The sequence below is a fragment of the Pseudomonas sp. D1-36 genome (assembly GCF_051132205.1).
Classification (GTDB): domain Bacteria; phylum Pseudomonadota; class Gammaproteobacteria; order Pseudomonadales; family Pseudomonadaceae; genus Aquipseudomonas.
Window position 1 is genome coordinate 4,057,843 of the sequence record NZ_CP071674.1, and the last position, 23,540, is coordinate 4,081,382.

The 23,540-nt window shown below is 59.3% G+C and carries 23 protein-coding genes and 1 pseudogene; 12 read left to right on the plus strand and 12 right to left on the minus strand.

All coding sequences use genetic code 11. From position 1 onward, the window contains the following. The first annotated feature begins 2 nt into the window (after nucleotides 1-2). Nucleotides 3-2,162 carry a type I secretion system permease/ATPase gene (locus J3P76_RS17960; protein WP_434610212.1) on the plus strand — a complete coding sequence of 720 codons (2,160 nt, stop codon included), beginning with the start codon at nucleotides 3-5 and terminating at the stop codon, nucleotides 2,160-2,162. Between the two features lie 222 nt (nucleotides 2,163-2,384). Further along, on the plus strand, nucleotides 2,385-3,749 hold the full coding sequence (locus J3P76_RS17965; RefSeq protein ID WP_420767425.1) for an HlyD family type I secretion periplasmic adaptor subunit: 1,365 nt from the start codon (nucleotides 2,385-2,387) through the stop codon (nucleotides 3,747-3,749). Nucleotides 3,750-3,923: 174 nt separating this feature from the next. Here J3P76_RS17965 and J3P76_RS17970 read toward each other — a convergent pair whose 3' ends face one another. Together J3P76_RS17970 and J3P76_RS17975 are read right to left on the minus strand one after the other, a co-directional pair. Beyond that, nucleotides 3,924-4,520, minus strand: coding sequence for a tRNA-uridine aminocarboxypropyltransferase (locus J3P76_RS17970; RefSeq protein WP_434562937.1), 597 nt, complete (start codon nucleotides 4,518-4,520; stop codon nucleotides 3,924-3,926). Nucleotides 4,521-4,522: 2 nt separating this feature from the next. Further along, a complete protein-coding gene (locus J3P76_RS17975; RefSeq protein ID WP_420767427.1) occupies nucleotides 4,523-5,416 on the minus strand; it encodes a LysR family transcriptional regulator in 894 nt (297 codons plus the stop codon). Between the two features lie 336 nt (nucleotides 5,417-5,752). On the opposite strand from J3P76_RS17975, the gene speB reads away from it, so the two are divergent. The 4 genes from speB (at nucleotide 5,753) to J3P76_RS17995 (ending at nucleotide 10,253) form a co-directional block, all read left to right on the plus strand. Beyond that, entirely contained in the window at nucleotides 5,753-6,703 is a 951-nt protein-coding gene (speB, locus tag J3P76_RS17980) for an agmatinase (RefSeq protein WP_420767428.1), read from the plus strand. A 9-nt stretch (nucleotides 6,704-6,712) separates the two neighbouring features. Then, on the plus strand, nucleotides 6,713-7,120 hold the full coding sequence (locus J3P76_RS17985) for a YybH family protein (RefSeq protein ID WP_434610206.1): 408 nt from the start codon (nucleotides 6,713-6,715) through the stop codon (nucleotides 7,118-7,120). A gap of 54 nt (nucleotides 7,121-7,174) precedes the next feature. Further along, on the plus strand, nucleotides 7,175-8,677 hold the full coding sequence (locus J3P76_RS17990; protein ID WP_434610204.1) for a purine-cytosine permease family protein: 1,503 nt from the start codon (nucleotides 7,175-7,177) through the stop codon (nucleotides 8,675-8,677). A 187-nt stretch (nucleotides 8,678-8,864) separates the two neighbouring features. Next, nucleotides 8,865-10,253, plus strand: coding sequence for a sodium:solute symporter (locus tag J3P76_RS17995; protein WP_434610202.1), 1,389 nt, complete (start codon nucleotides 8,865-8,867; stop codon nucleotides 10,251-10,253). 208 nt (nucleotides 10,254-10,461) lie between these two features. Here the strand turns inward: J3P76_RS17995 and J3P76_RS18000 are convergent, their stop codons facing one another. Together J3P76_RS18000 and ptrR are read right to left on the minus strand one after the other, a co-directional pair. Beyond that, a complete protein-coding gene (locus tag J3P76_RS18000) occupies nucleotides 10,462-10,590 on the minus strand; it encodes a PA1414 family protein (RefSeq protein WP_256222727.1) in 129 nt (42 codons plus the stop codon). Nucleotides 10,591-10,728: 138 nt separating this feature from the next. Then, nucleotides 10,729-11,622, minus strand: coding sequence for a putrescine utilization regulator PtrR (ptrR, locus tag J3P76_RS18005; RefSeq protein ID WP_434562929.1), 894 nt, complete (start codon nucleotides 11,620-11,622; stop codon nucleotides 10,729-10,731). A 103-nt stretch (nucleotides 11,623-11,725) separates the two neighbouring features. Between ptrR and J3P76_RS18010 the strand changes: the two genes are divergently transcribed. Then, entirely contained in the window at nucleotides 11,726-12,898 is a 1,173-nt protein-coding gene (locus J3P76_RS18010; protein ID WP_434701061.1) for an MFS transporter, read from the plus strand. Here J3P76_RS18010 and J3P76_RS18015 read toward each other — a convergent pair whose 3' ends face one another. Together J3P76_RS18015 and J3P76_RS18020 are read right to left on the minus strand one after the other, a co-directional pair. Beyond that, nucleotides 12,899-14,353, minus strand: a complete 1,455-nt coding sequence (locus J3P76_RS18015; RefSeq protein WP_434562925.1) for an NCS1 family nucleobase:cation symporter-1 — start codon at nucleotides 14,351-14,353, stop codon at nucleotides 12,899-12,901. A gap of 406 nt (nucleotides 14,354-14,759) precedes the next feature. Continuing rightward, nucleotides 14,760-15,596 carry a CvfB family protein gene (locus J3P76_RS18020; protein ID WP_434610199.1) on the minus strand — a complete coding sequence of 279 codons (837 nt, stop codon included), beginning with the start codon at nucleotides 15,594-15,596 and terminating at the stop codon, nucleotides 14,760-14,762. A 328-nt stretch (nucleotides 15,597-15,924) separates the two neighbouring features. On the opposite strand from J3P76_RS18020, the gene J3P76_RS18025 reads away from it, so the two are divergent. From J3P76_RS18025 to J3P76_RS18035, 3 genes are all read left to right on the plus strand, one after another. Then, a complete protein-coding gene (locus J3P76_RS18025) occupies nucleotides 15,925-16,113 on the plus strand; it encodes a hypothetical protein (protein WP_018607615.1) in 189 nt (62 codons plus the stop codon). 198 nt (nucleotides 16,114-16,311) lie between these two features. Next, complete coding sequence (locus tag J3P76_RS18030) at nucleotides 16,312-17,022, plus strand: TorF family putative porin (RefSeq protein ID WP_434610197.1); 711 nt, start codon at nucleotides 16,312-16,314, stop codon at nucleotides 17,020-17,022. A gap of 81 nt (nucleotides 17,023-17,103) precedes the next feature. Beyond that, a complete protein-coding gene (locus J3P76_RS18035; RefSeq protein ID WP_434610195.1) occupies nucleotides 17,104-17,970 on the plus strand; it encodes a DUF6279 family lipoprotein in 867 nt (288 codons plus the stop codon). A 136-nt stretch (nucleotides 17,971-18,106) separates the two neighbouring features. Here the strand turns inward: J3P76_RS18035 and J3P76_RS18040 are convergent, their stop codons facing one another. Continuing rightward, on the minus strand, nucleotides 18,107-18,499 hold the full coding sequence (locus J3P76_RS18040) for a hypothetical protein (RefSeq protein WP_030141150.1): 393 nt from the start codon (nucleotides 18,497-18,499) through the stop codon (nucleotides 18,107-18,109). 188 nt (nucleotides 18,500-18,687) lie between these two features. On the opposite strand from J3P76_RS18040, the gene J3P76_RS18045 reads away from it, so the two are divergent. Next, nucleotides 18,688-19,419 (plus strand): DUF899 domain-containing protein, encoded by a 732-nt coding sequence (locus J3P76_RS18045; RefSeq protein WP_434610193.1) that lies wholly within the window; start codon nucleotides 18,688-18,690, stop codon nucleotides 19,417-19,419. Nucleotides 19,420-19,618: 199 nt separating this feature from the next. Here the strand turns inward: J3P76_RS18045 and J3P76_RS18050 are convergent, their stop codons facing one another. Then, nucleotides 19,619-19,876 carry a BrnA antitoxin family protein gene (locus J3P76_RS18050; RefSeq protein WP_053186480.1) on the minus strand — a complete coding sequence of 86 codons (258 nt, stop codon included), beginning with the start codon at nucleotides 19,874-19,876 and terminating at the stop codon, nucleotides 19,619-19,621. Next, on the minus strand, nucleotides 19,854-20,132 hold the full coding sequence (locus J3P76_RS18055; protein WP_434701062.1) for a BrnT family toxin: 279 nt from the start codon (nucleotides 20,130-20,132) through the stop codon (nucleotides 19,854-19,856). Before J3P76_RS18055 ends, J3P76_RS18050 begins: the two co-directional genes overlap by 23 nt. Before the next feature lie 755 nt (nucleotides 20,133-20,887). Between J3P76_RS18055 and J3P76_RS18060 the strand changes: the two genes are divergently transcribed. Then, complete coding sequence (locus J3P76_RS18060) at nucleotides 20,888-21,160, plus strand: hypothetical protein (protein WP_434610188.1); 273 nt, start codon at nucleotides 20,888-20,890, stop codon at nucleotides 21,158-21,160. A 259-nt stretch (nucleotides 21,161-21,419) separates the two neighbouring features. On the opposite strand, the gene J3P76_RS18065 is transcribed toward J3P76_RS18060, so the two are convergent. The 3 genes and pseudogenes from J3P76_RS18065 to J3P76_RS18075 form a co-directional block, all read right to left on the minus strand. Beyond that, a complete protein-coding gene (locus J3P76_RS18065) occupies nucleotides 21,420-21,866 on the minus strand; it encodes a hypothetical protein (protein ID WP_434610185.1) in 447 nt (148 codons plus the stop codon). Between the two features lie 362 nt (nucleotides 21,867-22,228). Next, nucleotides 22,229-22,585: a hypothetical protein gene (locus J3P76_RS18070; RefSeq protein WP_434610183.1), complete on the minus strand. Its 357-nt coding sequence runs from the start codon at nucleotides 22,583-22,585 to the stop codon at nucleotides 22,229-22,231. Nucleotides 22,586-22,676: 91 nt separating this feature from the next. Continuing rightward, nucleotides 22,677-23,379 (minus strand): annotated as a pseudogene (locus J3P76_RS18075) (transposase). Between the last annotated feature and the right edge of the window lie 161 nt (nucleotides 23,380-23,540).

Genomic DNA, 23,540 nt, shown 5'->3' on the forward strand with positions numbered 1-23,540 from the left:
GCATGACCCGCATGGAACCGGCAATTCCCGGCACCGACCCGCGCTTGAACTTCGATGATCCCTTGCTGGACGGCTTGTTGATCCTCTGCAAACTCCATGGCGCGACCGTCAGCCGCGCCAGCCTCAGCGCCGGGCTTCCTATGGCGCACCAACGTCTGAGCCTGGACCTGCTGCCTCGCGCAGCGGCCCGGGCCAGTTTGCAGGCGCGGCTGTTGCGCCGCGAGCTGGGGGATATATCGGCGCTGAATTTGCCAGTGATGCTGATCCTCGCCGGGGGCCGCTGCGCGATATTGCGGCGCTGGGGCGAGGACGGTCGCGCGCTGATCCTGCCCAGCGAGGCCGATGGCGGTGAACAATGGGTCAGCCGCGAGGAACTGACCACCGATTACAGCGGCCAGGCGCTCTTCGCCCGGCCGCGCCATGAGCTTGAAGACCTGCGCGCGCCTCTGGTGCCACGGGTCGAAGCGTGGTTTCGCGACACCTTGAAACTGTCCCGCTGGCTGTACAGCGACGCAATCCTGGCCAGTTTCCTGATCAATCTGCTGGGCTTGATGGTGCCACTGTTCGTCATGCAGACCTACGACCGCGTGGTGCCGAACCAGGCCACCTCCACGTTGTGGGTGCTGGCCGTCGGGCTGTTGATCGGCACCGGTTTCGAGCTCGTGTTGCGGGTGGTGCGTGCTCATCTGCTGGACACCGCCGGCAAGAAAACCGACGTGATTCTTTCCGCCACCCTGTTCGAGCGCATCACCGGCATGGCCATGAAAGCCAAGCCGGTGACCATCGGCGGATTCGCCCAAAGCATCCATGACTTCCAAGGGCTGCGGGAGTTTCTTACCGCCGTGACCCTTACCAGCCTGATCGACCTACCCTTCGCCCTGCTGATGCTGGTGGTGATTGGGCTGCTGGGCGGTTGGCTGGTGGTGATTCCGGTGGTGGCGTTTCCCATCACCGTGGTATTCGCGATGATCATCCAGGCGCGCCTGCGCGACACCGTGCAAAAAAGCCTGGCCCTGGGCGCCCAGCGCCAAGCCCTGCTGATCGAAACCCTCGGCGGCCTGGAAACCCTCAAGGCCTGCAGCGCCGAAAGCGAACGCCAGCATCAGTGGGAAAGCACCCACGGCGCCCTCACCCGCCTCGACAGCCATGCGCGCAATCTTTCGGCTCTGGCGACCAACGGCACGTTGTTCCTGCAACAACTGGCGGGCATGGCGACCATCGTCGCCGGGGTCTACAGCATCATCGCTGGCAACCTCAGCGTCGGCGCACTGGTGGCGACTTACATGCTCGGCAGCCGCGTGCTGGCCCCGCTCGGGCAGATCGCCGGGTTGATCACCCGCTACCAGCAAGCGCAGCTCACCATGCGCAGCACCGATGCCCTGATGGCCTTGCCCCAGGAGCGCGACGCCAAGCAGCGCCCGCTGGACCGAACCCAATTGCAAGGTGCCCTGGACATCAGCGGCATCACCTTCCATTACAACGGCCAGGACGCTCCGGCGCTGGCCGATGTCAGCTTCAGCCTCAAGCCCGGCGAACGGGTCGGGATCATCGGCCGCAGCGGCTCGGGCAAAAGCACCCTGGCGCGGCTGGTGATGGGGTTTTATGCGCCGGAGCAAGGCCAGTTGCTGCTGGACGGCCTGGACTTGCGGCAACTGGACGTTGCCGACTTGCGTCAGCAGATCGGCTATGTCGCCCATGACTTGCCGCTGCTGGCCGGCAGCCTGCGGGACAACCTCACCCTCGGCGCGCGCTACATCAGCGACGGGCGCATGCTGGAAGTGGCGGAACTGACCGGCGTTACCGAATTGGCCCGTCAACATCCCCAAGGCTTCGACCGCCCGGTGGGCGAACGCGGGCAACTGCTGTCCGGCGGCCAACGCCAGGCCGTGCTACTGGCCCGGGCCTTGTTGCTCGATCCGCCGATCCTGCTGCTGGACGAACCCACCAGCGCCATGGACAACAGCAGCGAAGACACTCTGCGCCAGAAGCTTCATACCCATGTGCAAGGCAAGACCGTGCTGCTGGTCACCCACCGTACCTCGATGTTGAGCCTGGTTGACCGGTTGGTGGTGCTGGATAACGGGCGGATCGTGGCGGACGGACCGAAGGACGCGGTGATCGATGCGCTGCGCAAGGGACGGGTGGGCTCTGCTGCGGTGTAGAAGCCAACACATAATCTGTTTGGTCCGGGGACAGGGTTAACACTGTGGCGAGGGAGCTTGCTCCCGCTGGGCTGTGAAGCAGCCCCAGAACCATTCACCTCGGTGTATCTGACAGACCGCATCGACTGGTTTTGCGATGGCTGCGCCATCGAGCGGGAGCAAGCTCCCTCGCCACAAGAAGCAGCATCCAGCTCTATTTCATTTAACCAACGGGTACCGCCCATGTCTGCTCAAACATCCGATTCAGCCGCCCGAAGCTACTTCGGCAGCTTCAGCAAAAGCGCTGAAAGCGAGTTCATGCCGGAAACCGCCGGTGCCACGCTGCAGGACTCGCCCCGTCGCTCGCGGGTCACTGTCTGGCTGGCGGCCGGGCTGATTGTCACTGGGCTGGTCTGGGCGAAACTGGCGGTCCTGGAGGAAGTCACCACCGGAGAAGGCAAGGCGATTCCATCGAGCAAGATCCAGGTGATCCAGAACCTGGAGGGCGGCATCGTCACCGAGATTTTCGTGCGCGAAGGCCAGATGGTGAACAAGGGCGACACCTTGCTGCGCCTGGATGACACGCGGTTCCTGTCGAACAAGGGCGAGAGCGAGGCCGACCGTTATGCGTTGATGGCCCAGGTCGAACGCTTGTCGGCGGAGGCCGAAGGACGACCATTGCAGTTATCCAGCGAAGTGACCGGCAAGGCGCCACAAGTGGCCGAGGACGAGCGTGCGCTCCATGAGCAGCGCCAGCGTCGCCTGGCCAGCGAGCAACGGACCTTGACCGAACAATTGCGGCAGAAAACCCAGGAACTGGCGGAGTTTCGCTCCAAGCAAGGCCAATTCAGCTCGGCACTGGCGTTGCTGCAGGAAGAGATGAACATGTCGGCACCGCTGGTGCGTACCGGGGCGGTGTCGCCGGTGGAGATTCTGCGGCTCAAGCGCAGCGCGGTGGAAATCCGCGGCTCGCTCAACGCCACCACCCTGGCGATCCCTCGGGCCGAGTCGGCCATCAATGAGATCAAGAGCAAGATCGACGAATCGGAACAGACCTTCCGCTCCGACGCGGCCAAGGAGCTCAACGAGAAACGCACGGAACTGTCGAAAATCACCGCCTCCAGCATCGCCATCGATGACCGCGTGACCCGCACCACCGTAGTCTCGCCGGTGCATGGGGTAATCAAGCAAATGAAGGTCAACACCATCGGCGGCGTGGTCCAGCCGGGCAGCGACATGATCGAAGTCGTGCCCCTGGAAGACAACCTGCTGATCGAAGCCAAGGTCCGCCCACAGGACGTCGCCTTCCTGCACCCAGGCCAGAAAGCCATGGTCAAGTTCAGCGCCTACGACTACACGATCTATGGTGGGCTGAGCGCCAAGCTCGAGCTGATCGGCGCCGACACCATCACCGACGACAAGGGCAACAGTTTCTATTTGATCCAGGTGCGCACCGATAAGAACCACTTGGGTGGGGACGCGAAACCGTTGCTGATCATTCCGGGAATGGTGGCGACAGTGGACATCATCACCGGGGAGAAAAGTGTGTTGGACTACCTGCTCAAGCCGGTGTTGAAGGCGCGGACCGAGGCGATGCGCGAGCGGTAATCCGAATCTACGCCGATCTAGTGGCGAGGGAGCTTGCTCCCGCTGGGCTGCGCAGCAGCCCCAAGACCATTCACCTCGGTGTGTCAGGCAGACCGCGCCAGCAGGTTTTACGACGGCTGCGCCCGAGGCGTCGGACCGGCCGAGCGGGAGCAAGCTCCCTCGCCACAGGGGTCTCTATACCCCTCCATGGTTCTTCTGGTAAGTCTCCTCTCCCATCGCCGCAATTTGCCCCTCGATCAACGCCTCGAACGGCCGCAACAACGGCTCGAAACTCACCGGTGTCTCAAGCGTCTGCAACGCCTGGGCGATCGCCTCCACCGTCGACAACGCCCCTGGCCCTGGCGCCTTGCGCAAACGATAGCGGGACACGCCGCCGTCGGCCAAGGTCACCCTTGGCAGTGCCGCCAGCAGCGGGTTGAGGTGCAGTAACTTGCGGGCCTTGCGCCAGGTGCCGTCAGGAACGACCAACAGCAGCGGCTCATCGCAGGGGGTGTAGGCTTGCAGCGGCTGCGCATCGTCGGCGGGAAACAACAACCGCGCCCGGTAACCCGGTTGATCGAGCAGCCGTGACAGATCCTCGAACACCTCGCCCACGATCAATTCGGCATTGTTGAGCCCCAACGCCGCCAGCCGTGCGGTGTTCAAGGCATGGTTCACCTCGCTGGGATGCTGTAACAGCAACACGCGGGTGCGACTGTCGAGGCTGGGGATCAAAGGGCACAGGCAATGGCTTTGCGGCCTGAGGCAACGTGGGCAGTGGATTCTGGACATGGTCAGGCCTGGTTCAGTTGAGCTTTGAGCAGATCACGGAAGGTCTGGATCAGCGGCTCGCGGCTGCGGCCACGGCGAACGATCATCGAGAACGGCGCCTGATAACCAAACGTCGCCGGCAGCAGCACGCGTAAATCGCCCTTGTCGACCCAGGCCTGAGCGTAATGTTCGGGCAGATAACCGATGTAGGCGCCCGACAGTACCAGGATCAACTGGGCCTCCATGCTTTCCACTGTCGCCGCGCTGTGCTTGAAGCCATGGCGGGCCAGCTCGGCCTGGCTCCAGTAACCGCGTCCGACCATGCGCTGCTGGGTGATGAGTTGCTCCGGGATACGTCGTTCACCGAACAACGGGTGGCGACTGCTGCAATACAACCAGTGCTGCTCGCGGTACAGCGGCATGTAGACCAGCCCACTCATGCGCGTGGAAAACGCGCCGATGGCCAGGTCCAGGCGGTTGTCCTGGACGCCGAGTTGCAATTCGTAAGGGCTCAGGACCGACAGGTGCAGATGCACCGCCGGGTGTTCCTGACTGTACGCGCCGATGGCTTCGGCGAACGGCAAGGCTTTGTCGCTCACCGTGGAATCGATCACCCCCAGGTTCAGGGTGCCGCGCAACTCGCCCTTGAGGGCCGCAGCATATTGCTCGAAGCCTTCGAGTTCGCCGAGCAGGCGCAAGGTTTCCTGATGGAACAACTCGCCCTTGCTGGTCAGGCTGAACCCACCCCGCCCGCGATGACAGAGCACCAGGCCCAGGGCCGATTCGAGTTGGCTCATGTAGGTACTGATGGCGGATGTGGAGAGGTTGAGCTCGTGCTGCGCGTTGGCAAACCCCTGGTGCCGGACCACGCTGACGAAGATGCGCAGCAGTTTCAGGTCGGGTAGAGCGTTGGCCATGGGGGTCTCCGAATTACTCAGGGCTTAGTAGCGCTCTTGTGGCGAGGGAGCTTGCTCCCGCTCGATGGCGCAGCCGTCGCAAAACCTGCCCACGCGATCTACCTGATACACCGAGGTGAATGGTTTTGGGGCTGCTTCGCAGCCCAGCGGGAGCAAGCTCCCTCGCCACAGGGGGCATCATGTCCGCTACAACTGCGCCGGATCGGAGTCTATCGCCCCGCCCGCCATTAGTTTAGAAAAATCTGAACTAAGTATTTGCCGCCAGCGATTCTTCACGGCACAGGCTTTTCGCAGAATCGGCCCCTGATAAATAAAACAAACGATGAGGCCCTACCCGTGGACAAGATTCTTCACCAACCACTGGGCGGCAACGAAATGCCGCGCTTCGGCGGCATCGCCACCATGATGCGACTTCCCCACGTGCCCACCGCCGCCGGCCTGGACGCTGCCTTTGTCGGCGTGCCGCTGGACATCGGCACGTCCCTGCGCGCCGGCACCCGTTTCGGGCCGCGCGAAATCCGCGCCGAATCCGTGATGATCCGCCCCTACAACATGGCCACCGGTGCCGCGCCGTTCGACTCCTTGTCGGTGGCGGACATTGGCGACGTGGCGATCAATACCTTCAACCTGCTCGATGCCGTGCGAATCATCGAGGAGTCGTACCACAAGATCCTCGAACACAACGTCATCCCCCTGACCCTGGGCGGTGACCACACCATTACCCTGCCGATTTTGCGGGCGATCCACAAAAAACACGGCAAGGTCGGCCTCGTGCACATTGACGCCCACGCCGACGTGAACGACCACATGTTCGGCGAGAAAATCGCCCACGGCACCACCTTCCGCCGCGCCGTGGAAGAAGGGCTGCTCGATTGCGACCGCGTGGTGCAAATCGGGCTTCGCGCCCAGGGCTATACCGCCGAGGATTTCAACTGGAGTCGCAACCAGGGCTTTCGCGTGGTCCAGGCCGAAGAGTGCTGGCACAAATCCCTGGCGCCGTTGATGGCTGAAGTGCGCGAGAAAGTCGGCGGCGGCCCGGTGTACCTGAGCTTCGACATCGACGGCATCGACCCGGCCTGGGCGCCAGGCACCGGCACCCCGGAAATCGGCGGCCTGACCACCATCCAGGCAATCGAAATCGTCCGCGGCTGCCAGGGCCTCGACCTGGTCGGTTGCGATCTGGTAGAAGTTTCGCCGCCGTACGACACCACCGGCAACACCTCGCTGCTGGGCGCGAACCTGCTGTACGAGATGCTCTGCGTACTGCCCGGCGTGGTTCATCGCTGAGGCGCGGCCATGAACGATCGAGATCAAGTCTTCGAAGCCGCCGCCGATCTGGTGTCGGCCTTCGCCCGCAACGATCGCGAGGCTTACTTCGGTGCGTTCAGCACCGATGCGAGCTTCGTGTTCCACACCCTCGAACAGCCGCTGCTGTCGCGCGATGCCTACCAGGCGTTGTGGGATCGCTGGCGGTCCGAGGATGGTTTCGAGGTGCTGAGCTGCACCTCGAGCAACGCCTTCGTCAGCCTGCAAGGGAACGTGGCGATTTTCATCCATGACGTGGCCACCGAGCTGCGCATGCAAGGGGAGCTTCACTTTAGCCAGGAGCGCGAAACCATCGTGTTTCGCCAAGAACAACAAGGCCTATGGCTGGCCTGTCATGAACATTTGTCCGCAATGCCGGAAGGGCTGCCACCCCCTTAGCCAAGCAGGCGACGTTCACGCACGATGAACGCGCCTTGATGATCGGAGCAGATCATGGATAACAATAACGATAAAAGCCTTACGCAGATTGAAACCAACGGGGTCGAGCAGATCCCGGACCATGAACGAACCGCCGGCCCGGGTGATCTGTTTCGACTGATCTTCGGCGGCGCCAATACCTTTGCCACCGCCGTGCTCGGCAGTTTCCCGGTGTTGTTCGGCCTTTCGTTCCAGGCCGGGGTCTGGGCGATCGTGCTGGGGGTTTTGGTCGGTTCGATCATCCTCGCGCCGATGGGCCTGTTCGGCCCGCTCAACGGCACCAACAACGCGGTTTCGTCCGGCGCGCATTTCGGTGTTCACGGCCGGATCGTCGGCTCGTTCCTGTCGCTGCTGACCGCTATCGCGTTCTTCTCCCTGTCGGTATGGAGTTCGGGGGACGCGCTGATCGGCGGCGCCAAGCGGCTGGTCGGTGTGCCGGAAACCGACTTGAGTCTGGGCCTGGCCTACGGCCTGTTCGCCCTGCTGGTGCTGACGGTGTGCATCTACGGCTTCCGCTTCATGCTGTGGGTCAATCGCATCGCCGTGTGGGCCGCGAGCCTGTTGTTCCTGCTGGGCATCTTCGCCTTCGCGCCGAGTTTCGACAGCCAGTTCGCCGGCACGGTCGCCCTCGGCCAAACAGGCTTCTATGCCGCCTTCATCGGCGCGGCACTGGTGGCCATGAGCAACCCGATTTCTTTCGGCGCCTTCCTGGGTGACTGGTCGCGCTACATTCCGCGAAATACCCCCAAGCGACACATCATGCTGGCGGTGATTGCCGCTCAGTTGGCAACGCTGATCCCGTTCCTGTTCGGCCTCGCCACCGCCACCATCGTGGCGACCAAGGCGCCGGACTACATCGCGGCAAACAACTACGTGGGCGGGCTGCTGGCGGTTTCGCCGGGATGGTTCTTCCTGCCGGTGTGCCTGATAGCGGTGATCGGTGGCATGTCCACCGGCACCACATCGCTGTATGGCACGGGATTGGACATGTCCAGCGTATTCCCACGGGTGCTGTCGCGGGTCAAGGCGACGCTGCTGATCGGCGTCATGTCGATTGCCTTCATCTTCATCGGCCGCTTCGCGGCAAACCTTGTGCAGAGCGTCTCGACCTTCGCCGTGCTGATCATCACCTGCACCACGCCGTGGATGGTGATCATGATCATCGGGCTGCTGGTGCGCCGCGGCTTCTACTGCCCGGATGACCTGCAAGTGTTCACCCGAGGCGAGACCGGCGGACGCTACTGGTTCAGCCACGGCTGGAACTGGCGCGGTCTGGGAGCGTGGATTCCCAGCGCATTGGTCGGGCTGTGCTTCGTCAACTTGCCGGGACAGTTCGTCGGGCCGCTGGGTGAGTTGGCCGGTGGGATCGACATCAGCCTGCCGGTGACCCTGGGGCTGGCCTCGGTGGTGTACCTGGCATTGCTGGGGCTGTTTCCGGAACCGGCGGCGGTGTATGGGCCGCAGGATCCGCGGAGCATAGCGCCGCTCACGAAACCAGCGCTCCGGCAGGCCGCCTGACTGACAAATTCCGTGGCGAGGGAGCTTGCTCCCGCTGGGCTGCGCAGCAGCCCCGGTTTTCTGAACTGAAAAGCGACGACGGCTGCGCCGTCGAGCGGGAGCAAGCTCCCTCGCCACCAACGCTCGTTCGCCAGGGACGGCAGCACTTCATCCCGTACATAAAAAATAAAATCGGAGACACGCCATCATGGCCTTGGATTTAATCGTCGTTCTCATCTACGCCACCGGCATGATCGCCCTCGGCTGGTACGGCATGCGCCGCGCCAAGACCCGTGACGACTACCTCGTCGCCGGACGCAACCTCGGCCCGGGCTTCTACCTGGGCACCATGGCCGCCACCGTGCTCGGCGGCGCATCGACCATCGGCACCGTGCGCCTGGGCTATGTCCATGGCATTTCCGGATTCTGGCTGTGCGGCGCCATCGGCCTGGGCATCGTCGGGCTGAGCCTGTTTCTCGCCAAGCCGTTGCTCAAGCTCAAGATCTATACCGTGACCCAAGTGCTAGAGCGCCGTTACAACCCGGCCGCACGCCATGCCAGCGCATTGATCATGCTGGTCTACGCGCTGATGATCGGCGCCACCTCGACCATCGCCATCGGCACGGTCATGCAGGTGCTGTTCGGCCTGCCCTTCTGGGTTTCGATCCTGGTGGGCGGCGGCGTGGTGGTGCTGTATTCAACCATTGGCGGGATGTGGTCGCTGACCCTGACCGACATCGTGCAATTCCTAATCATGACCATCGGCCTGGTGTTCTTGCTGATGCCCCTGTCCATCAGTGACGCGGGTGGCTGGGACGCGATGGTGGTGGCCTTGCCGGCGCGCTATTTCGATTTCACGGCCATTGGCTGGGACACCATCATCACGTACTTCCTGATCTACTTCTTTGGCATCTTCATCGGCCAGGACATCTGGCAACGGGTGTTCACCGCCCGCAGCGAAGGCGTGGCAAAAGTCGCCGGCACCGCCGCCGGCCTGTACTGCGTGCTGTACGGCCTGGCCGGTGCGCTGATCGGCATGGCCGCCAAGGTGCTGTTGCCGGACCTGGAAAACGTCAACAACGCCTTTGCCAGCGTGGTGCAACACAGCTTGCCCAACGGGATACGCGGTCTGGTAATCGCCGCAGCCCTCGCGGCGCTGATGTCCACTGCGGCGGCGGGTCTGTTGGCAGCCTCCACCACCGTGGTCCAGGACCTGCTGCCGCGTCTGCGCCAGGGTCGTGAAAGCGGCAACGGCGACGTCCATGAAAACCGCATCGCAACCCTGCTACTGGGCGCCGTGGTCCTGGCGATCGCCCTGGTGGTGAGCGACGTGATCAGCGCCCTGACCCTGGCCTACAACCTGCTGGTGGGCGGCATGCTGGTCCCGCTGATCGGCGCCATTTACTGGAAACGCGCTACCACGGCCGGCGCGATTACCAGCATGTCGCTGGGCTTCGTGACCGCGCTGTTCTTCATGGTCAAGGATGGCCTGGACGCGAATACGCCGATCTATTACAGCCTGAGCGTGGCATTGGTGAGTTTCGTGGTGGTCAGCCTGCTTTCGCCACGGTCGAATGTGGTGCCAAAGGCGGCTTGATCGTCAACTCTCGGCAAGAAGAGATTCCTGTGGGAGCGAGCTTGCTCGCGATGACGGCGGTACATTCAACATGGATGCATGCCGGTCACCGCTATCGCGAGCAAGCTCCCTCCCCCAGGTTCTGTCTTTCAGAAATAAAAAGATCGCAGCTGCGGGCCATCTCGACTGAAATGGTCCGCAGCTGCGATCTCTCCAAATTCGGCGGTGTTTACCGGCGGCGCGGCTGGCGGCGGCGTTGCTCATCGTCAGTGCGGATCGGTATCGGCTGCATGGGCGGCTCGATCAGGCCGAGCGCGACACCCAAGTCGTGAAGCCAGTTCTGGATTTTCTCTTTCATCGTGGTGCCCCCTCAGGTGGTGCGAGCGGCAGATTTCTGTGGCCCCTTCGCACTGATAATAGTCCGAAGTCCTACGCAATGCTCGTTACAGATTGCAATGATCTGTTACTGAATTGATCCGAATCCCAGGCTGTGAGTTCAAGCCGATTGCGCCGTCATCATTGGCGCCCGCGGCCACGCTTGTTGTTGCATCTCAATCCAGGCGTTCAGGTTGGCTCCGACCATGCCTTTACGCCACATCAACCACGTTGTCGCACTCGCAAATGGCTCAGCCAGTGGATGGACCATCACACGCTCGCGCCCCGGCAGGCTGGCGAGCATCGACTCGGACATCAGCGCCACCCCGGACCCGGCGATGACACACGCCAGCATCCCCTGATAGGACTCGATCTCCATCGCCCGACCCATGGTTGCATGATCATGGGCAAACCAGGCCTCCAGGCGCATCCGGTACGAACAGCCCCGGCGAAAGGTGAACACTGCGCGGCCTTGCACGTCCAGCGCACTGCGTACCGGTGCGTGGTCAGCCTCGGTGATCAGCACCAGCCGCTCGTCGCACAACGGCACGCCATCGAGCCCCGCCAGTTCCAGCGGGCCGTCCACCAGCGCCGCGTCGAGGCGATTGGTGAGCAGGCCTTCAAGTAATTCGCCACTTGGCCCCGATTGCACTTGCAGGTTCACCGCCGGGTAGGCCCGGTGATAAGCCGCCAGCAGATCAGGCAAATGCGTCGCTGCCGTGCTGTACATGGTGCCGAGCAGGAAATCCCCGGCCGGCTGACCGCCCTGCACCGCCGCGTGGGCTTCGTCATGCAGGGCAAACAGCTTGGTCGCATAGTCCAACAGGACTTTTCCCGCAGGCGACAATTGCAAACGCTGACGCTCTCTTAGGAAAAGATCCACGCCCAACTGCTCTTCGAGCTGTTTGAGCCGCGTCGACAAGTTCGACGGCACCCGATGCAAGCGCTCGGCAGCCCGGGTGATCGAACCTTCCTCGGCCACGGCCTGGAAAATCCTAAGTTGGCTGAACTCCATGACCTTCTCCAAAAAAGAACAAGTTACTCACTATTATTCATTTTTAATGAAAGTCAATCAGTCCTAGCCTGACGGTCATTCGCCTCAGCGCTGGAGTACGACCATGTCGCCCTTGATTCGCCTGCTCGCCAGTTTCATAGCCCTGATGATGGCCATGGGCATCGGCCGCTTCGCCCTTACACCGCAGTTACCTCATTTGATCGGCGAAGGCCAGGTGGACTTGACCGCCGCCGGTCTGATCGCCGCCGCCAACTACCTGGGTTATTTCCTCGGGGCGCTGGACGCCATGTTTGCTCGTCGCGCCGAACAGGTACAGCGGCGTTTATTGGGCGGCCTGTGGTTGTGCGTGCTGCTGACGCTGGCGTCGTTCTGGGCCTGGGGCTTCTGGCCGCACTTGGCGCTGCGCTTCGGCACAGGCGTGGCGAGCGCTTGGGTGATGGTGATGATCACCGCCCTCAGCCAACCCTTGGCTGCGGCGGCAGGACGGCCACGCCTTGGTGCACTGGTATTCGCCGGACCGGGGCTGGGGATTTCTCTCACAGGCTTGTTGGCCCTTGGCTCGAACCTGCTGGGCCAGACCTCCGACGTGTTGTGGCTGGTATATGCCGGCGCGGCACTGTTGATGTTGCTGGTGATCCTGCCGGCCCTGCCGAAACCCACGTCGGCAGCCGCCCCAGCAGCATCCGTCGTTGCATCCAGCAATCGCGGCATCGCCCGGCTTTGCGTGGTCTACGCCTTGTATGGCGTGGGCTACATCATACCGGCGACGTTCCTGTCGCAGATGGCTTCGGCGCAGTTCCACGGGCAATGGCAGGCGGATCTGTTCTGGCCTTGTTTCGGCCTGGCGGCCGCCACGGGCGTGCTGTTGGTGAGTCTGCGGCGGCCGAACCCGGACACCACTGCCCGGTGGTTGATGGCCACTTTATGGCTGCAAGCCGCGGGCGTGTTTGCCTGCATGCTGGGCAGTGGCACAGGCCTGGCGCTGGGCGTGATCCTGTGTGGCGCCCCGTTTCTGGCCTGCATGCAATTGATGGTGATGCGCGCCCGGGAACTGGCGCCCCATGCCACCCAGCGCAACATCGGTTTGTTGACCGCATGCTTCGCCGTCGGCCAACTCAGCGGCCCCCTGTTGGCGGCACTGAGCAGTCACTTCAGCGGCGGCTTGCAACCGGCATTGATCGTTGCCGGCAGCGGCCTGGTGCTGGCGGGCGGCCTGTTGCTGCGGCCCACCAATGCGAGCGCGGTGAAACCTTGCGCCCAGACCGCCCTGCGCTGATCAAGCCGGGCCGACCGGGTTTAACGACGGGTTCAGGTGTAGGAAGGGTTGGCGTCGGGCCAAGGCGAAATACAACACGCCTCCAAGGAAGCAACCGGTGAACCAGGCAAAGTTGGCCATTGGCTGGAGGAGCGGCGTGAAAGTGATCGCCACGCCCATCAGCGTCGCCGGGATCAACGCTTTGACTGCTGTCCAGTTAATGCCCCCGCTGTAGTAATAGCGCCCGGTCGGGCCATCATTGAATAGCGAATCAACGTCGATCTGCTGCTTCTTGATCAGGTAGTAATCCACCAGCAGGATCCCGAAAAGCGGGCCAATAAACGCCGCTAGCACGTCCAGGGTGTAGTGGATCACTTCAGGGTTATTGAACAGGTTCCAAGGCGTGATGAAAATCGAGGCCACTGCCGCGATCATGCCGCCGGCGCGCCAGCTGATCTTGCTCGGCGCGACGTTGGCGAAATCAAAAGCCGGGGACACGAAGTTGGCGACGATGTTGATGCCAATGGTTGCGGTGACGAACGCAAAGGCTCCCAGCAAGACGGCCACGTCGTTGTCGATGCGTGCCACGGTGGCGATCGGGTCGTGGAGCATCTCGCCGAACACTGGCAACGTCCCGGAAACGATCACCACGGTCACCAGGGAAAAGGCCAGGAAATTCACCGGTAGCCCCCAGAAATTGCCGCGACGTACGTCGGACATGCTCCGGCAGTACCGGCTGAAATCACCGAAATTCAAGGTAGGGCCGGAAAAGTACGACACAACCAGGGCCGTTGCCACGATCACTTGGCCGAATGCCTGCCAGCCGGACAGCGATTTTTCCGCCAAGGTAAAACTGATGTTGCTCCAGCCGGCCTTCCAGACGATCCAGCCGGCCAGCAGGAACATCACGGCATACACCACCGGCCCGGCCCAGTCGATGAAGCGACGGATCGACTCCATGCCCGTCCAGAACACCAGCGCCTGGACAAACCACAGCCCAAGGAAACCGAACCAGCCGAGGTAGGACAAACCTGCAAAATGTGGCGTCGCGTAGACTTCCATCGAAGGAAAGAACCGCAGGACCACGATGATCAGAGCGCTGGACGCCAGGTACGTCTGGATCCCATACCAAGCCACGGCGATCAGCCCACGAATGACCGCCGGGATGTTCGCCCCGAACACGCCGAACGCCAGCCTGCAAATGACCGGATAAGGCACCGCCGCTTGCTGGCTCGGCTTGGCGACCAGGTTGGCGATCAACTGCACGATACAAATCCCGCCGAGCAAGGCAATCAGCACCTGCCAACTCGCCAGGCCCAAGGCGAACAGGCTGGCAGCAAACACATAACCGCCGACGCTGTGCACATCACTCATCCAGAACGCGAAGATGTTGTACCAATTCCATTTCTGCGGCAGCGGGCCCAGGTCTTCGTTATAGAGGCGGGGGCTGTAGCCGTTGGGCAATTGCTCGGACATTGCGGGGCTCCTTGGGTGGCCGCCGTGCTCCCGCGTTTGATTGTCCACCACACTGCGCACGGGAGCCGGCGTGGTTTGTATACGGGTTCCTACGCAGAATGCGTGCCATGGATGGTGGATACGAGACAAACCGCGCTTTTCAGCGCAGGTAAAAACCGAACGAACACAACAGAACGCCCACGAACGGGGCGCGGGTGCATGGTTAAGGTGCAAGGATTTTTGTATACAGCGAAGATTTGTGGCGAGGGGATTTATCCCCGCTGGGCTGCGGAGCAGCCCCAAAAATAACCACTCAATCTGGCAGGTACACCGAGGCGTTCGAATCAGGGCTGCTTCGCAGCCCAGCGGGGATAAATCCCCTCGCCACAGGATGACCTAGCCAACGGTGGTTTGCTCGGCCTAACGATCAAGTCAGCTCAATACGATCAGCATGAATGATAATCTGGCCATTCTTGTACAGCGCACCAATGGCTTTCTTGAAGTTGCCCTTGCTGACGCCAAACAGACTGGTGATCAGCGCAGGATCGCTCTTGTCGCTCACCGCGAGCGTGCCGTTGTTCTCACGCAACTTGGCAAGAATCTTGGCGTTGAGGCTGGTCGCCGCTTCCTGGCCCACCGGCTGCAAGCTCAGGCTGATCTTGCCGTCCGGACGGACTTCCTTGATAAAGCCCTTTTCCTGTTTGCCGGCGCGCATGAACTTGAAGATTTCGTTCTTGTGGATCAAGCCCCAGTGCTTGTTATTGATGATTGCCTTGAAGCCCATGTCGGTGGCTTCGGCGACCAGCAAATCCACTTCCTGACCAGGCGTGTAGTTGGCCGGGGTCTTGTCCAGATAACGATCCAGGCGTGCCGTCGCGGTGATGCGGCGGGTGTGCTTGTCCAGATAGACATGGACCACGCAGTACTCGCCGGCGGTCAGCTGGCGTTTCTCTTCGGAATACGGCAACAGCAAATCCTTGGGCAGGCCCCAGTCCAGGAACACGCCGATGCTGTTGACTTCAACCACTTTCAGACTGGCGAATTCGCCCACCTGGACTTTTGGTTTTTCTGTCGTAGCGATCAGTTTGTCGTCGCTGTCCAGATAAATGAAAACATTGAGCCAGTCTTCATCTTCGCTGGGAATATCCTTGGGGATATAACGGTTGGGCAGCAGGATTTCACCGTCCGCGCCGCCGTCCAGATATAAACCGAAGTTAGTATGTTTAACCACTTGCAAACTGTTGTAGCGCCCGACTAAAGCCATTTCCAAATACCCTCGTTACGTGGGCGGCATTCTACCCGGTTTTGGCGTGCGATTCGTCGCCGCCAGCATCGATCGGCGTGCACCCTTGATTTTCCTGACTTTTTGCCCCGCAAGCGGCCATTCGTCAGAAGACACTGGGTTTGAATCGCCCCGCTTACGTTTTAAATTTCAAGACACGTTGTTATTTAAAACAGTGGCTTAGGTCAATACACAGGCATGAGTCGGTCGATATTCCAGCCCTACTGCAAATAATTCAGGGGGATATTTGCCAAGCAATTGTCAAGTATTTCCTGTACGATGCCTGGCCCAATTAATTATCCATAGGTTAATGGCCGTCATGCGCGTAAAAGCATCCAACAGCAAAGCAAAGCCAGCTCCAGCCGTTGAAACCAGCGAGTCGATCAACGACCAGATCGCTGCGTTCCTCAAGTCCGGCGGTGAAATCCAGCAGATTGCCAAAGGTGTCAGCGGCCAGACATTCGGCCCGTCCAAGCAGATCAGCCTGGGCAAGAAGTAATCCCCGCGTCACCTGGTCCCAAAGCGCTTTGAATCTCGAAGCGCTTGGACTGGAACCCCTCTCTCAGCCCCCTTCCCCGCAAAAATCGACGAACGGCCATCTCGGTCGAGCATTCGTCGGTATGCTTGCACCTCTCTAGCTCAAGCGTTTCAGCTTGGTTACGGTTCCCTGCTCCTCGCTATTCATGGAGTGAAGCATTTGCGCATTACTGTTGTCCTGCTGGCGTTCAGTCTGCTCGCTTGCCCTGCTTCTTATGGGCAGGTGTTTCAGCGTGAGCTCGGTGACTTCGACCTTAAACTCGGCACCACACCCAGCCGCAGCATGGCACAGGGCCTCGTCACGCCGTCGAGCACCGGCTCGTTCCATGGCGGCCTGGACCTGAGCCATGACAGCGGCTGGTACGTCGGACAATGGTCACCCAGCGCCGGCTTCTCCGCTGACCTGGAAGTCGATTCCTACATGGGTTTCAAACAACCCTTCGACCAGACCTTGGGTTACGAAGTCGGCCTGATCCACTACAGCTACCCCACCGTCGATACCCTCGACAGCCAGGAATTCTATGGCGGCCTGACCATTCTAGGCAGCCGCTTCGGTGCGGCCTTGAGCAACGACCCGGACAAACAGAACAGCACCCTGTTCGCCGACCTCGGTGGCAACGTGCCCTTCGGCATCGGCATCAGCGCCAAGTACACCACCCACCAGCTCAATACCCCGGTCTCGGTGGAGAATGGTTACGTAGGCAGTTTCAGCGACTGGTCGTTGAAAATATCCCGTCCCTGGAAAGGTATCGACCTGGACCTGATCTACAGCGACTCAAGCCTCAGCGGCAGCAGTTGCTCGGCCTATTCCGGGCACAACAGCGAATGCGACAGCCTGCTGACCCTGAAGATGGCCCATCCTTTTTACTAAGCGTTACTTATTCGTTCGGCTGAACTGCCGCGCGCCTGCCATGCTCAAACAAATCACCTCCGCCTTCGCAAGGACCCGCTCATGTCGCGCTGGTTAACACGCACCGCCATGTTCATCGCCCTGCTGCTGACACTCACCGCTTGCAGCCGTGTCGGCCTGGCCTACCGCAACCTCGACCTGATCATTCCCTGGACCCTCAACGATTACCTGGAGATCAACGGCGAGCAAAAGGACTGGTTCGACGATCGCCTCAAGGAACACCTGAGCTGGCACTGCACCACGCAACTACCAGGCTACCTCGATTGGCTGGACCGCCTGAAGACCATGGTGCAAACCAACGCGGTAACCGACGAAGCCCTGCAGCAACGCACCCGCGAAGCCAAGGCCGCCATCGCCGAAACCGCCCGGGCAATCACCCCGTCGGCCATCGAACTGCTGCAAGGCCTGAGCGACGAACAAGTCGCCGACATGGACGCCGCGTTCGTCAAGGATCAACAAAAGCGTCAGCGCGAATACCTCAAGCCGACGTTGCAGCAGCAGATCCAGGAACGTGCCGAGCGCATGGAGAAACGGCTCAACGACTGGATCGGCCCGCTCAACGACGCCCAGCGCCAGCGTGTGATGGCTTGGTCTACCGCTCTTGGCGATCAAAACCAGCAATGGATCGCCAACCGCGCACACTGGCAAAACCAGTTCAGCGAGGCCGTCGCCCAACGCCACAGCCCCGACTTCCCGAAACGCATCGAGCAACTGCTGGTAAACCGCGAAAGCTTGTGGACCCCGGCCTACCGCGAGGCCTACAACAAAACCGAAGCCCAGGCTCGCAGCCTGCTGGTGGATCTGATGGCCGACAGCACCCCGGCACAGCGTGAACGGCTATTGCAGAAAATCGACGGCGTAAAGAAGGATTTCAGCGATCTGAAATGCTTGAAGGCAGCACGATCATAAACCACTGAGATCCATGTGGAAGAACCAATGTGGGAGCGAGCTTGCTCGCGATAGCGGCCTGACATTCAACAGGTGTTTTGCCTGTTTAATCGCCATCGCGAGCAAGCTCGCTCCCACCGGGTTCAGTGCCAGCCTTTCAGGCAATCTGCGCCTTAGAAGCCAGATCATCAAAGGTAAACTCATCCAGCGCATCTTCCTGCTCATCCAGCACCTGGCGCGGATGATCATTGCCCGGAATGCTGCTGTCGATCAGGCTCAACAACCGCGAGCCGCGAGGCGTCAGCACAAAATTCTCGCCATTGCCGCCCTCTTCCTCCGGCCGAGGCTCGATATACCCACGCTCCAGCAGTAATTTTTCGTACTCTCCGGCGACCGCTTTCAGATGATCAAGGTTCTCGATTTCCTCGCCCTGAGCCGCCTTTTCCGCCGCGTGCTGCTCCGCGTAGGGCCGAGGGGTAAAACTGTGGCCGGCGCCGTTCTGCACTTCGTGCAGCAACCGTTCGATCAAGTCCCAGTTATAAGTCGTCATCCTGGTCCATCCTCTAATGCTTAAGAGTGAGATGCCTACTTAAGGTGTGACCTAGGCGGTTCAGCGCCGTTCAGCTTGGTTTTCCAACGGGTCCGCCAGCCAGCCGACCAACGGTGTGTCGAAACCGTGGCCGCCCAAACGACTAGGCATTGCAAACGTCGATAATTGAATCCCTGAGGAGAAGCCCCATGAACATCGAGCACCATCAGGTCGTCTCGCGGGAAGCCTGGCTCGCCGCCCGCCGCGAACACCTGGCCCACGAAAAAGCCTTCACCCGTGAACGAGACAAACTCAGCGCCGAACGCCGCGCCCTGCCCTGGGTAAAAATCGACAAACCCTACCGCTTCCAAGGCCCCCACGGCGAATTGAGCCTCGCCGACCTGTTCGGCGGCCGCAGCCAACTGATCATCTACCACTTCATGTTCGGCCCCGGCTGGACCGAAGGCTGCCAAGGCTGCTCGTTCCTGTCCGACCACATCGACGGCGCCAACCAACACCTGGCCCACCACGACGTCGCCGTCGTAGCCGTCTCCCGCGCGCCCTTCACCGAATTCCAACCCTTCAAACGCCGCATGGGCTGGGCCTTCGATTGGGTCTCGTCGCAAGGCTGCGACTTCAACTACGACTTCGGCGTCAGCTTCAAAACCGAAGACACCGCCGCCGGAACAGCCACCTACAACTACGAAAAAACCGACACCACCGAAGGCGAACTCCCCGGCCTGAGTGTCTTCTATCGCAACGAAGCCGGCGACATCTTCCACACCTACTCCACCTACGCCCGCGGCCTCGACATCCTCGTCGGCACCTACAACTACCTCGACCTCACGCCCAAGGGCCGCAATGAAGACGAGATCATGGATTGGGTGAGGCATCATGATAAGTATGAAGAGGCCAGGCCGCGTGGTTGCTGCCACAGTTGATGCGCCAAGCAGCCCAGTCGAGCCCAGTCCCCGTGGCGAGGGAGCTTGCTCCCGCTCGACTGCGCAGCAGTCGCCAGTTTTGTCTTAACCACAGCGCCACGCGAGAGGATTGATCGAATCGGAAGACCTGCGAGCGCAGCTAACAGAATCAATGACAACGGGCGACTTCTCAGTCGCCCGCTTCATAGCATTGATTTGCTCATCGCCGATGGCCCTGCTGGGCCTGCATGTATTGGCGAAGAAGCTGATTGATGCGTGTCTGATAGCCCGCGCCCTGCCCCTTGAACCACTCGACCACATCGGCATCAAGGCGAATAGTCACCGCCTGCTTTACCGGCACACGCAGCTCGGCGCGACGGAAGAAATCCTCATCCAATTCGGGGATATCGCTGGTATCGATGTCCGCATCATCTAACTTGGCCAAGCGCTCCCAGTCAGTTTTCGATGTTTTCGACATAACGTATGGCCTCCTGCTTAGTGGCTTTTCGGGCGGAGATGATGCGGATCACATCGTCCCGCCGTTCGGTATACACGACCACGCCAATCAACGCTTTGATCAATCCGATAGTGATCCAACGCTCTTCCCCGTAAGCCATTCGGTCATCGTGGAAGACCAGCATCGGATGCTGGAAAATGCCCGGCACGTCGTTGAAGTCGATGCCGTGCTTAAGAATGTTGGCCCGGTTCGTGGCTTCGTCCCATTTAAATAGCATGGGACCTTCTGTACTTACTTACGTACATACACACTACTCTCCTCTGCAGAAATACACAGCCCCGGTAGCTCGATGAGATGACCATCGGATCACTAGCGACATTGGAAACGGCTCAGAAGGCGCAACCGTATTCGACACATGACGCCTCTTTCCCGAAGATTACTGTCGTAACCGTCCATCCGAAATCAGACGCATCCTGTAAAAAAGTGCGAAAGGTCCTGCGCAGAGGTGGAAACCTCCTGCAAAACGGACAGACAAGATGGCAAACAGGTCGTAGTAAGAAACGGGGACTGGCTCCGCATCGCGATGAATACGAAGCAGAAATGCCCGCGGTTGCTGATGCGACTAAGCGCAATCCTCAAGTCGTCACCGCTCCCGTGGCGAGGGAGCTTGCTCCCGCTCGACTGCGCAGCAGTCGCTTGCTTTAAGCCGACAAATGCTAGGTCAAACGTCCTACATGAAGCTCGGAAAGCGGTGTCTTGTGGCATTGGAACAAGCCAGCCTATAGTCCCTCGTCGCCCAAAAAGGCGATTCGGGTTTGGCGACTCGATTACAGAGAATGCGAAAGCTACCGGCTGATTGCAGGTACCGACGCACCCGCAAAGCCGCTATATTCCACGGCGGCTGTGCGCGGGAGATCCTCGGATCTGCCGGTTTTCTCTGTAACCGGTTCGCCAACCTGCGCACAGCCACCACCCAATCGTTTGGCGACGATTGAGTGATGGCTTTCAGCCAATCAAACAGAGATATTCAAAATGAATCGATACATGCCCATCACCGGCGTCGACTGTACCCCGGCCACCCTTCTCATCGACACCGAAGCCCCACTCGACGTCCTCTTCGAAACCGCTGACTACCGCATCCGCACCGTGACCCAACTGCTGGAAAACATCGCGTTTCGTTCGGATATCAGTTCCGATACGCTGGTGCTTTCAGACTTTTGCAAGATGCTGACGATAGCGTTGCGTGATGGGTGTGATGTGATGGATGTGATTGGGAGACGATTGCGGGCGCTAGCTGCTGAATAACGAAAACGGGCGACCTTTGGGTCGCCGTTTTCATATAAGTATTTGTTGCTAAACACGACGCCAAGTTTGGTGAAGAGCTGGCACCGATCATCATGTTAGAAACCGATGACATAGACCGGTTTGCAAAGGTCGGTAACTTGGCCTCTTACGCTCGCATGCTGATGAAAATACGTCGATTAGCCAGGGCCGAAGTCAGGAAAAATGGTCAGGTCACCCGAAGAAGGTTAAGTAAGAGCCATTCAAATCTGTCCCCTTTTCTTCATGGATATATACCGAGCCGCTCAAGCTCAGAGAAAAAATATTCCATACCTTCCCGCATGCTATCTGTATCTTTTCTTATTACAACATCGTTATTTGTCGACGTATTTAAAATAAAAGTATAAATATTACACTCTCTTTCACCATCCACCTTAAAGATGAAAAAACCCTTACTTTTCATCGCCACCAACTCTAGTATTTGAATAAACTCCTCTAGCCCGACGCTATTCATACTTGGCGAACCGAAACGAGCCGCATATTTTTCAGAAAGCTCATTGAAAGACATTAATCCCGCCCTCTTAATGCTTTTGAAACGTCTTGGACATGGAAAAACGGGGACAGACCACGTTTTCCTGCTATCTGGGAAACGCACAGATAACGTGGTCTGTCCCCGTTTTTCCGCCGCAACAGGTTTGAAACCAGGTCCTGACAAGGACTTGAAATCCAATATCAATCAACTCCTTAGAACACACAGGACGTACGGTTAGTTCGTTCTGAACGGTCTCATCCATAGGAAAATACCAAACGCCATGCTGTTCGATATCTCGCGCAGTCAAATCACACACCTGCTTATCAAACATAAACCACCTACTCAATTAAATGTTTGATAAGCTCAAAGAGCTCGGGACGCCCAATATCCTTGTAAGCCTGCTGCAACCCAGTTTTTATTTGATCAGAGGTATAGATTGCTTTTTTACCTTCCTTCATTGGCGGCAAATATTGATTGATCGCTTAAATCCCTCAGGGACAGACCACGATTCCTATCTGGGAAACGCACATAAAACGTGGTCTGCCCCCCGATTCTGTTCGTTACTCTTCATCCCAAAAAACTCCCGGAGGCGCATACTCCCCACCCTGTAAGACAGCGCACCAGCCGTAACTTCTATAGAACATCTCAAGATCAAGGATCTTGTAAACGCCTTCATCGACTTTCTGCAACGTAATCAAACCATAAGCGAAATGCGTATATCGACCACCCGCCCCTGCAACTGCTCTTAGCTCCAGCTCTCTACGATCCCAGCCTGATACCACCCCCGACGACTCAGGAACAGTATCCGAAAATGAAATTTCAAACTCATTTGAAACCTTGCAAAAGCAAGGAATTCGTTCCTGCCTAAGTAATTCATCCGTGATCATGTTTTTAGGGAAATCAATATTTAATTTCACTTAAGTGCCCTCCGAGGAACAACAACCTCACCTGAAAAATTTCTTTGAAAAATACTTATAGGACTAAAATATTGACAAAAACGGGACGGATTTATTTTCCGGTCTTCACCCTTGGCCGCCCCTGACCTCGTTGTTCTACCCGGATACCAACTATCCGCTCTACCTCATCAACGAAGCGTCCCGTCCCAGTCAACTGGCCTCGCTGCAACGCATCACGGATCAAACGGACCTGCTCTGCAGGTATGGCCTCGCACACGAAAGCCTCATACCTACGACGCCGCTCCAAAGCCGTAGCGCCTAGAGCAACGAAGCAGGGATCGACATCCAGCCATTCGCTGTCAGGCCCATCACACACCCTGCTTCTGTAGCTCGACCAAAGGTAGTCCGCCAACATCGGCCACCATTTGAGCGCGTACGGGATTCAATTCAATGTAACGACAACAGGCAAGGAGATAGGCATCTGATTGCACCACGCTGGATTTGTAACGACTTTCCCATAGCGTACCGGAGCGCCCTTCGAGTCGATTGCGGTAACGCGTGGCTCGCGCCGCTAAAGCCTTCATCATCTGTCCCAATCCAGCGATGGACTCACCCGGAGCCAGTAACAGATGAACATGATTGGTCATCAAACAATAGGCGTAGACCCTGACCCCAAACGCGTCCTTGAGCTCGCGCAGATCCGTCAGGTAGCGTTGATAATCCTCGGCGACCGCAAAAACTACCTGACGGTTGTGACCGCGTTGCACGATATGGTGTGGGTAATTCGGCAAAACAATACGTCCCATCCTGGGCATATTTGACCTCTCCTCCGTGGAAGCTTCCAGCGTAGCAAAGGCTTAGAAAATAAATCTGTCCCCTTTTCTAGTCCCCTTTTCTCAGCGACTAAAAGAGACAGCTTGCCGGGCCAATAAAACGGGCCAACCTTGAAAAAAGGACCAGTTCTGTGGGGCTGCCG

What these genes read in the sequence shown, in the direction of transcription:
- J3P76_RS18060 (WP_434610188.1), top strand. Translation starts at nt 20,888, where the DNA reads ATGAATCGATACATGCCCATCACCGGCGTCGACTGTACCCCGGCCACC.
- J3P76_RS18025 (WP_018607615.1), top strand. Translation starts at nt 15,925, where the DNA reads ATGGCCGTCATGCGCGTAAAAGCATCCAACAGCAAAGCAAAGCCAGCT.
- J3P76_RS17995 (WP_434610202.1), top strand. Translation starts at nt 8,865, where the DNA reads ATGGCCTTGGATTTAATCGTCGTTCTCATCTACGCCACCGGCATGATC.
- J3P76_RS18000 (WP_256222727.1), bottom strand. Translation starts at nt 10,590, where the DNA reads ATGAAAGAGAAAATCCAGAACTGGCTTCACGACTTGGGTGTCGCGCTC.
- ptrR (WP_434562929.1), bottom strand. Translation starts at nt 11,622, where the DNA reads ATGGAGTTCAGCCAACTTAGGATTTTCCAGGCCGTGGCCGAGGAAGGT.
- J3P76_RS18045 (WP_434610193.1), top strand. Translation starts at nt 18,688, where the DNA reads ATGAACATCGAGCACCATCAGGTCGTCTCGCGGGAAGCCTGGCTCGCC.
- J3P76_RS18020 (WP_434610199.1), bottom strand. Translation starts at nt 15,596, where the DNA reads ATGGCTTTAGTCGGGCGCTACAACAGTTTGCAAGTGGTTAAACATACT.
- J3P76_RS17985 (WP_434610206.1), top strand. Translation starts at nt 6,713, where the DNA reads ATGAACGATCGAGATCAAGTCTTCGAAGCCGCCGCCGATCTGGTGTCG.
- J3P76_RS18050 (WP_053186480.1), bottom strand. Translation starts at nt 19,876, where the DNA reads ATGTCGAAAACATCGAAAACTGACTGGGAGCGCTTGGCCAAGTTAGAT.
- J3P76_RS18035 (WP_434610195.1), top strand. Translation starts at nt 17,104, where the DNA reads ATGTCGCGCTGGTTAACACGCACCGCCATGTTCATCGCCCTGCTGCTG.
- J3P76_RS18010 (WP_434701061.1), top strand. Translation starts at nt 11,726, where the DNA reads ATGTCGCCCTTGATTCGCCTGCTCGCCAGTTTCATAGCCCTGATGATG.
- J3P76_RS17970 (WP_434562937.1), bottom strand. Translation starts at nt 4,520, where the DNA reads ATGTCCAGAATCCACTGCCCACGTTGCCTCAGGCCGCAAAGCCATTGC.
- J3P76_RS18055 (WP_434701062.1), bottom strand. Translation starts at nt 20,132, where the DNA reads ATGCTATTTAAATGGGACGAAGCCACGAACCGGGCCAACATTCTTAAG.
- J3P76_RS17975 (WP_420767427.1), bottom strand. Translation starts at nt 5,416, where the DNA reads ATGGCCAACGCTCTACCCGACCTGAAACTGCTGCGCATCTTCGTCAGC.
- J3P76_RS17965 (WP_420767425.1), top strand. Translation starts at nt 2,385, where the DNA reads ATGTCTGCTCAAACATCCGATTCAGCCGCCCGAAGCTACTTCGGCAGC.
- J3P76_RS17990 (WP_434610204.1), top strand. Translation starts at nt 7,175, where the DNA reads ATGGATAACAATAACGATAAAAGCCTTACGCAGATTGAAACCAACGGG.
- J3P76_RS18015 (WP_434562925.1), bottom strand. Translation starts at nt 14,353, where the DNA reads ATGTCCGAGCAATTGCCCAACGGCTACAGCCCCCGCCTCTATAACGAA.
- J3P76_RS17960 (WP_434610212.1), top strand. Translation starts at nt 3, where the DNA reads ATGACCCGCATGGAACCGGCAATTCCCGGCACCGACCCGCGCTTGAAC.
- J3P76_RS18040 (WP_030141150.1), bottom strand. Translation starts at nt 18,499, where the DNA reads ATGACGACTTATAACTGGGACTTGATCGAACGGTTGCTGCACGAAGTG.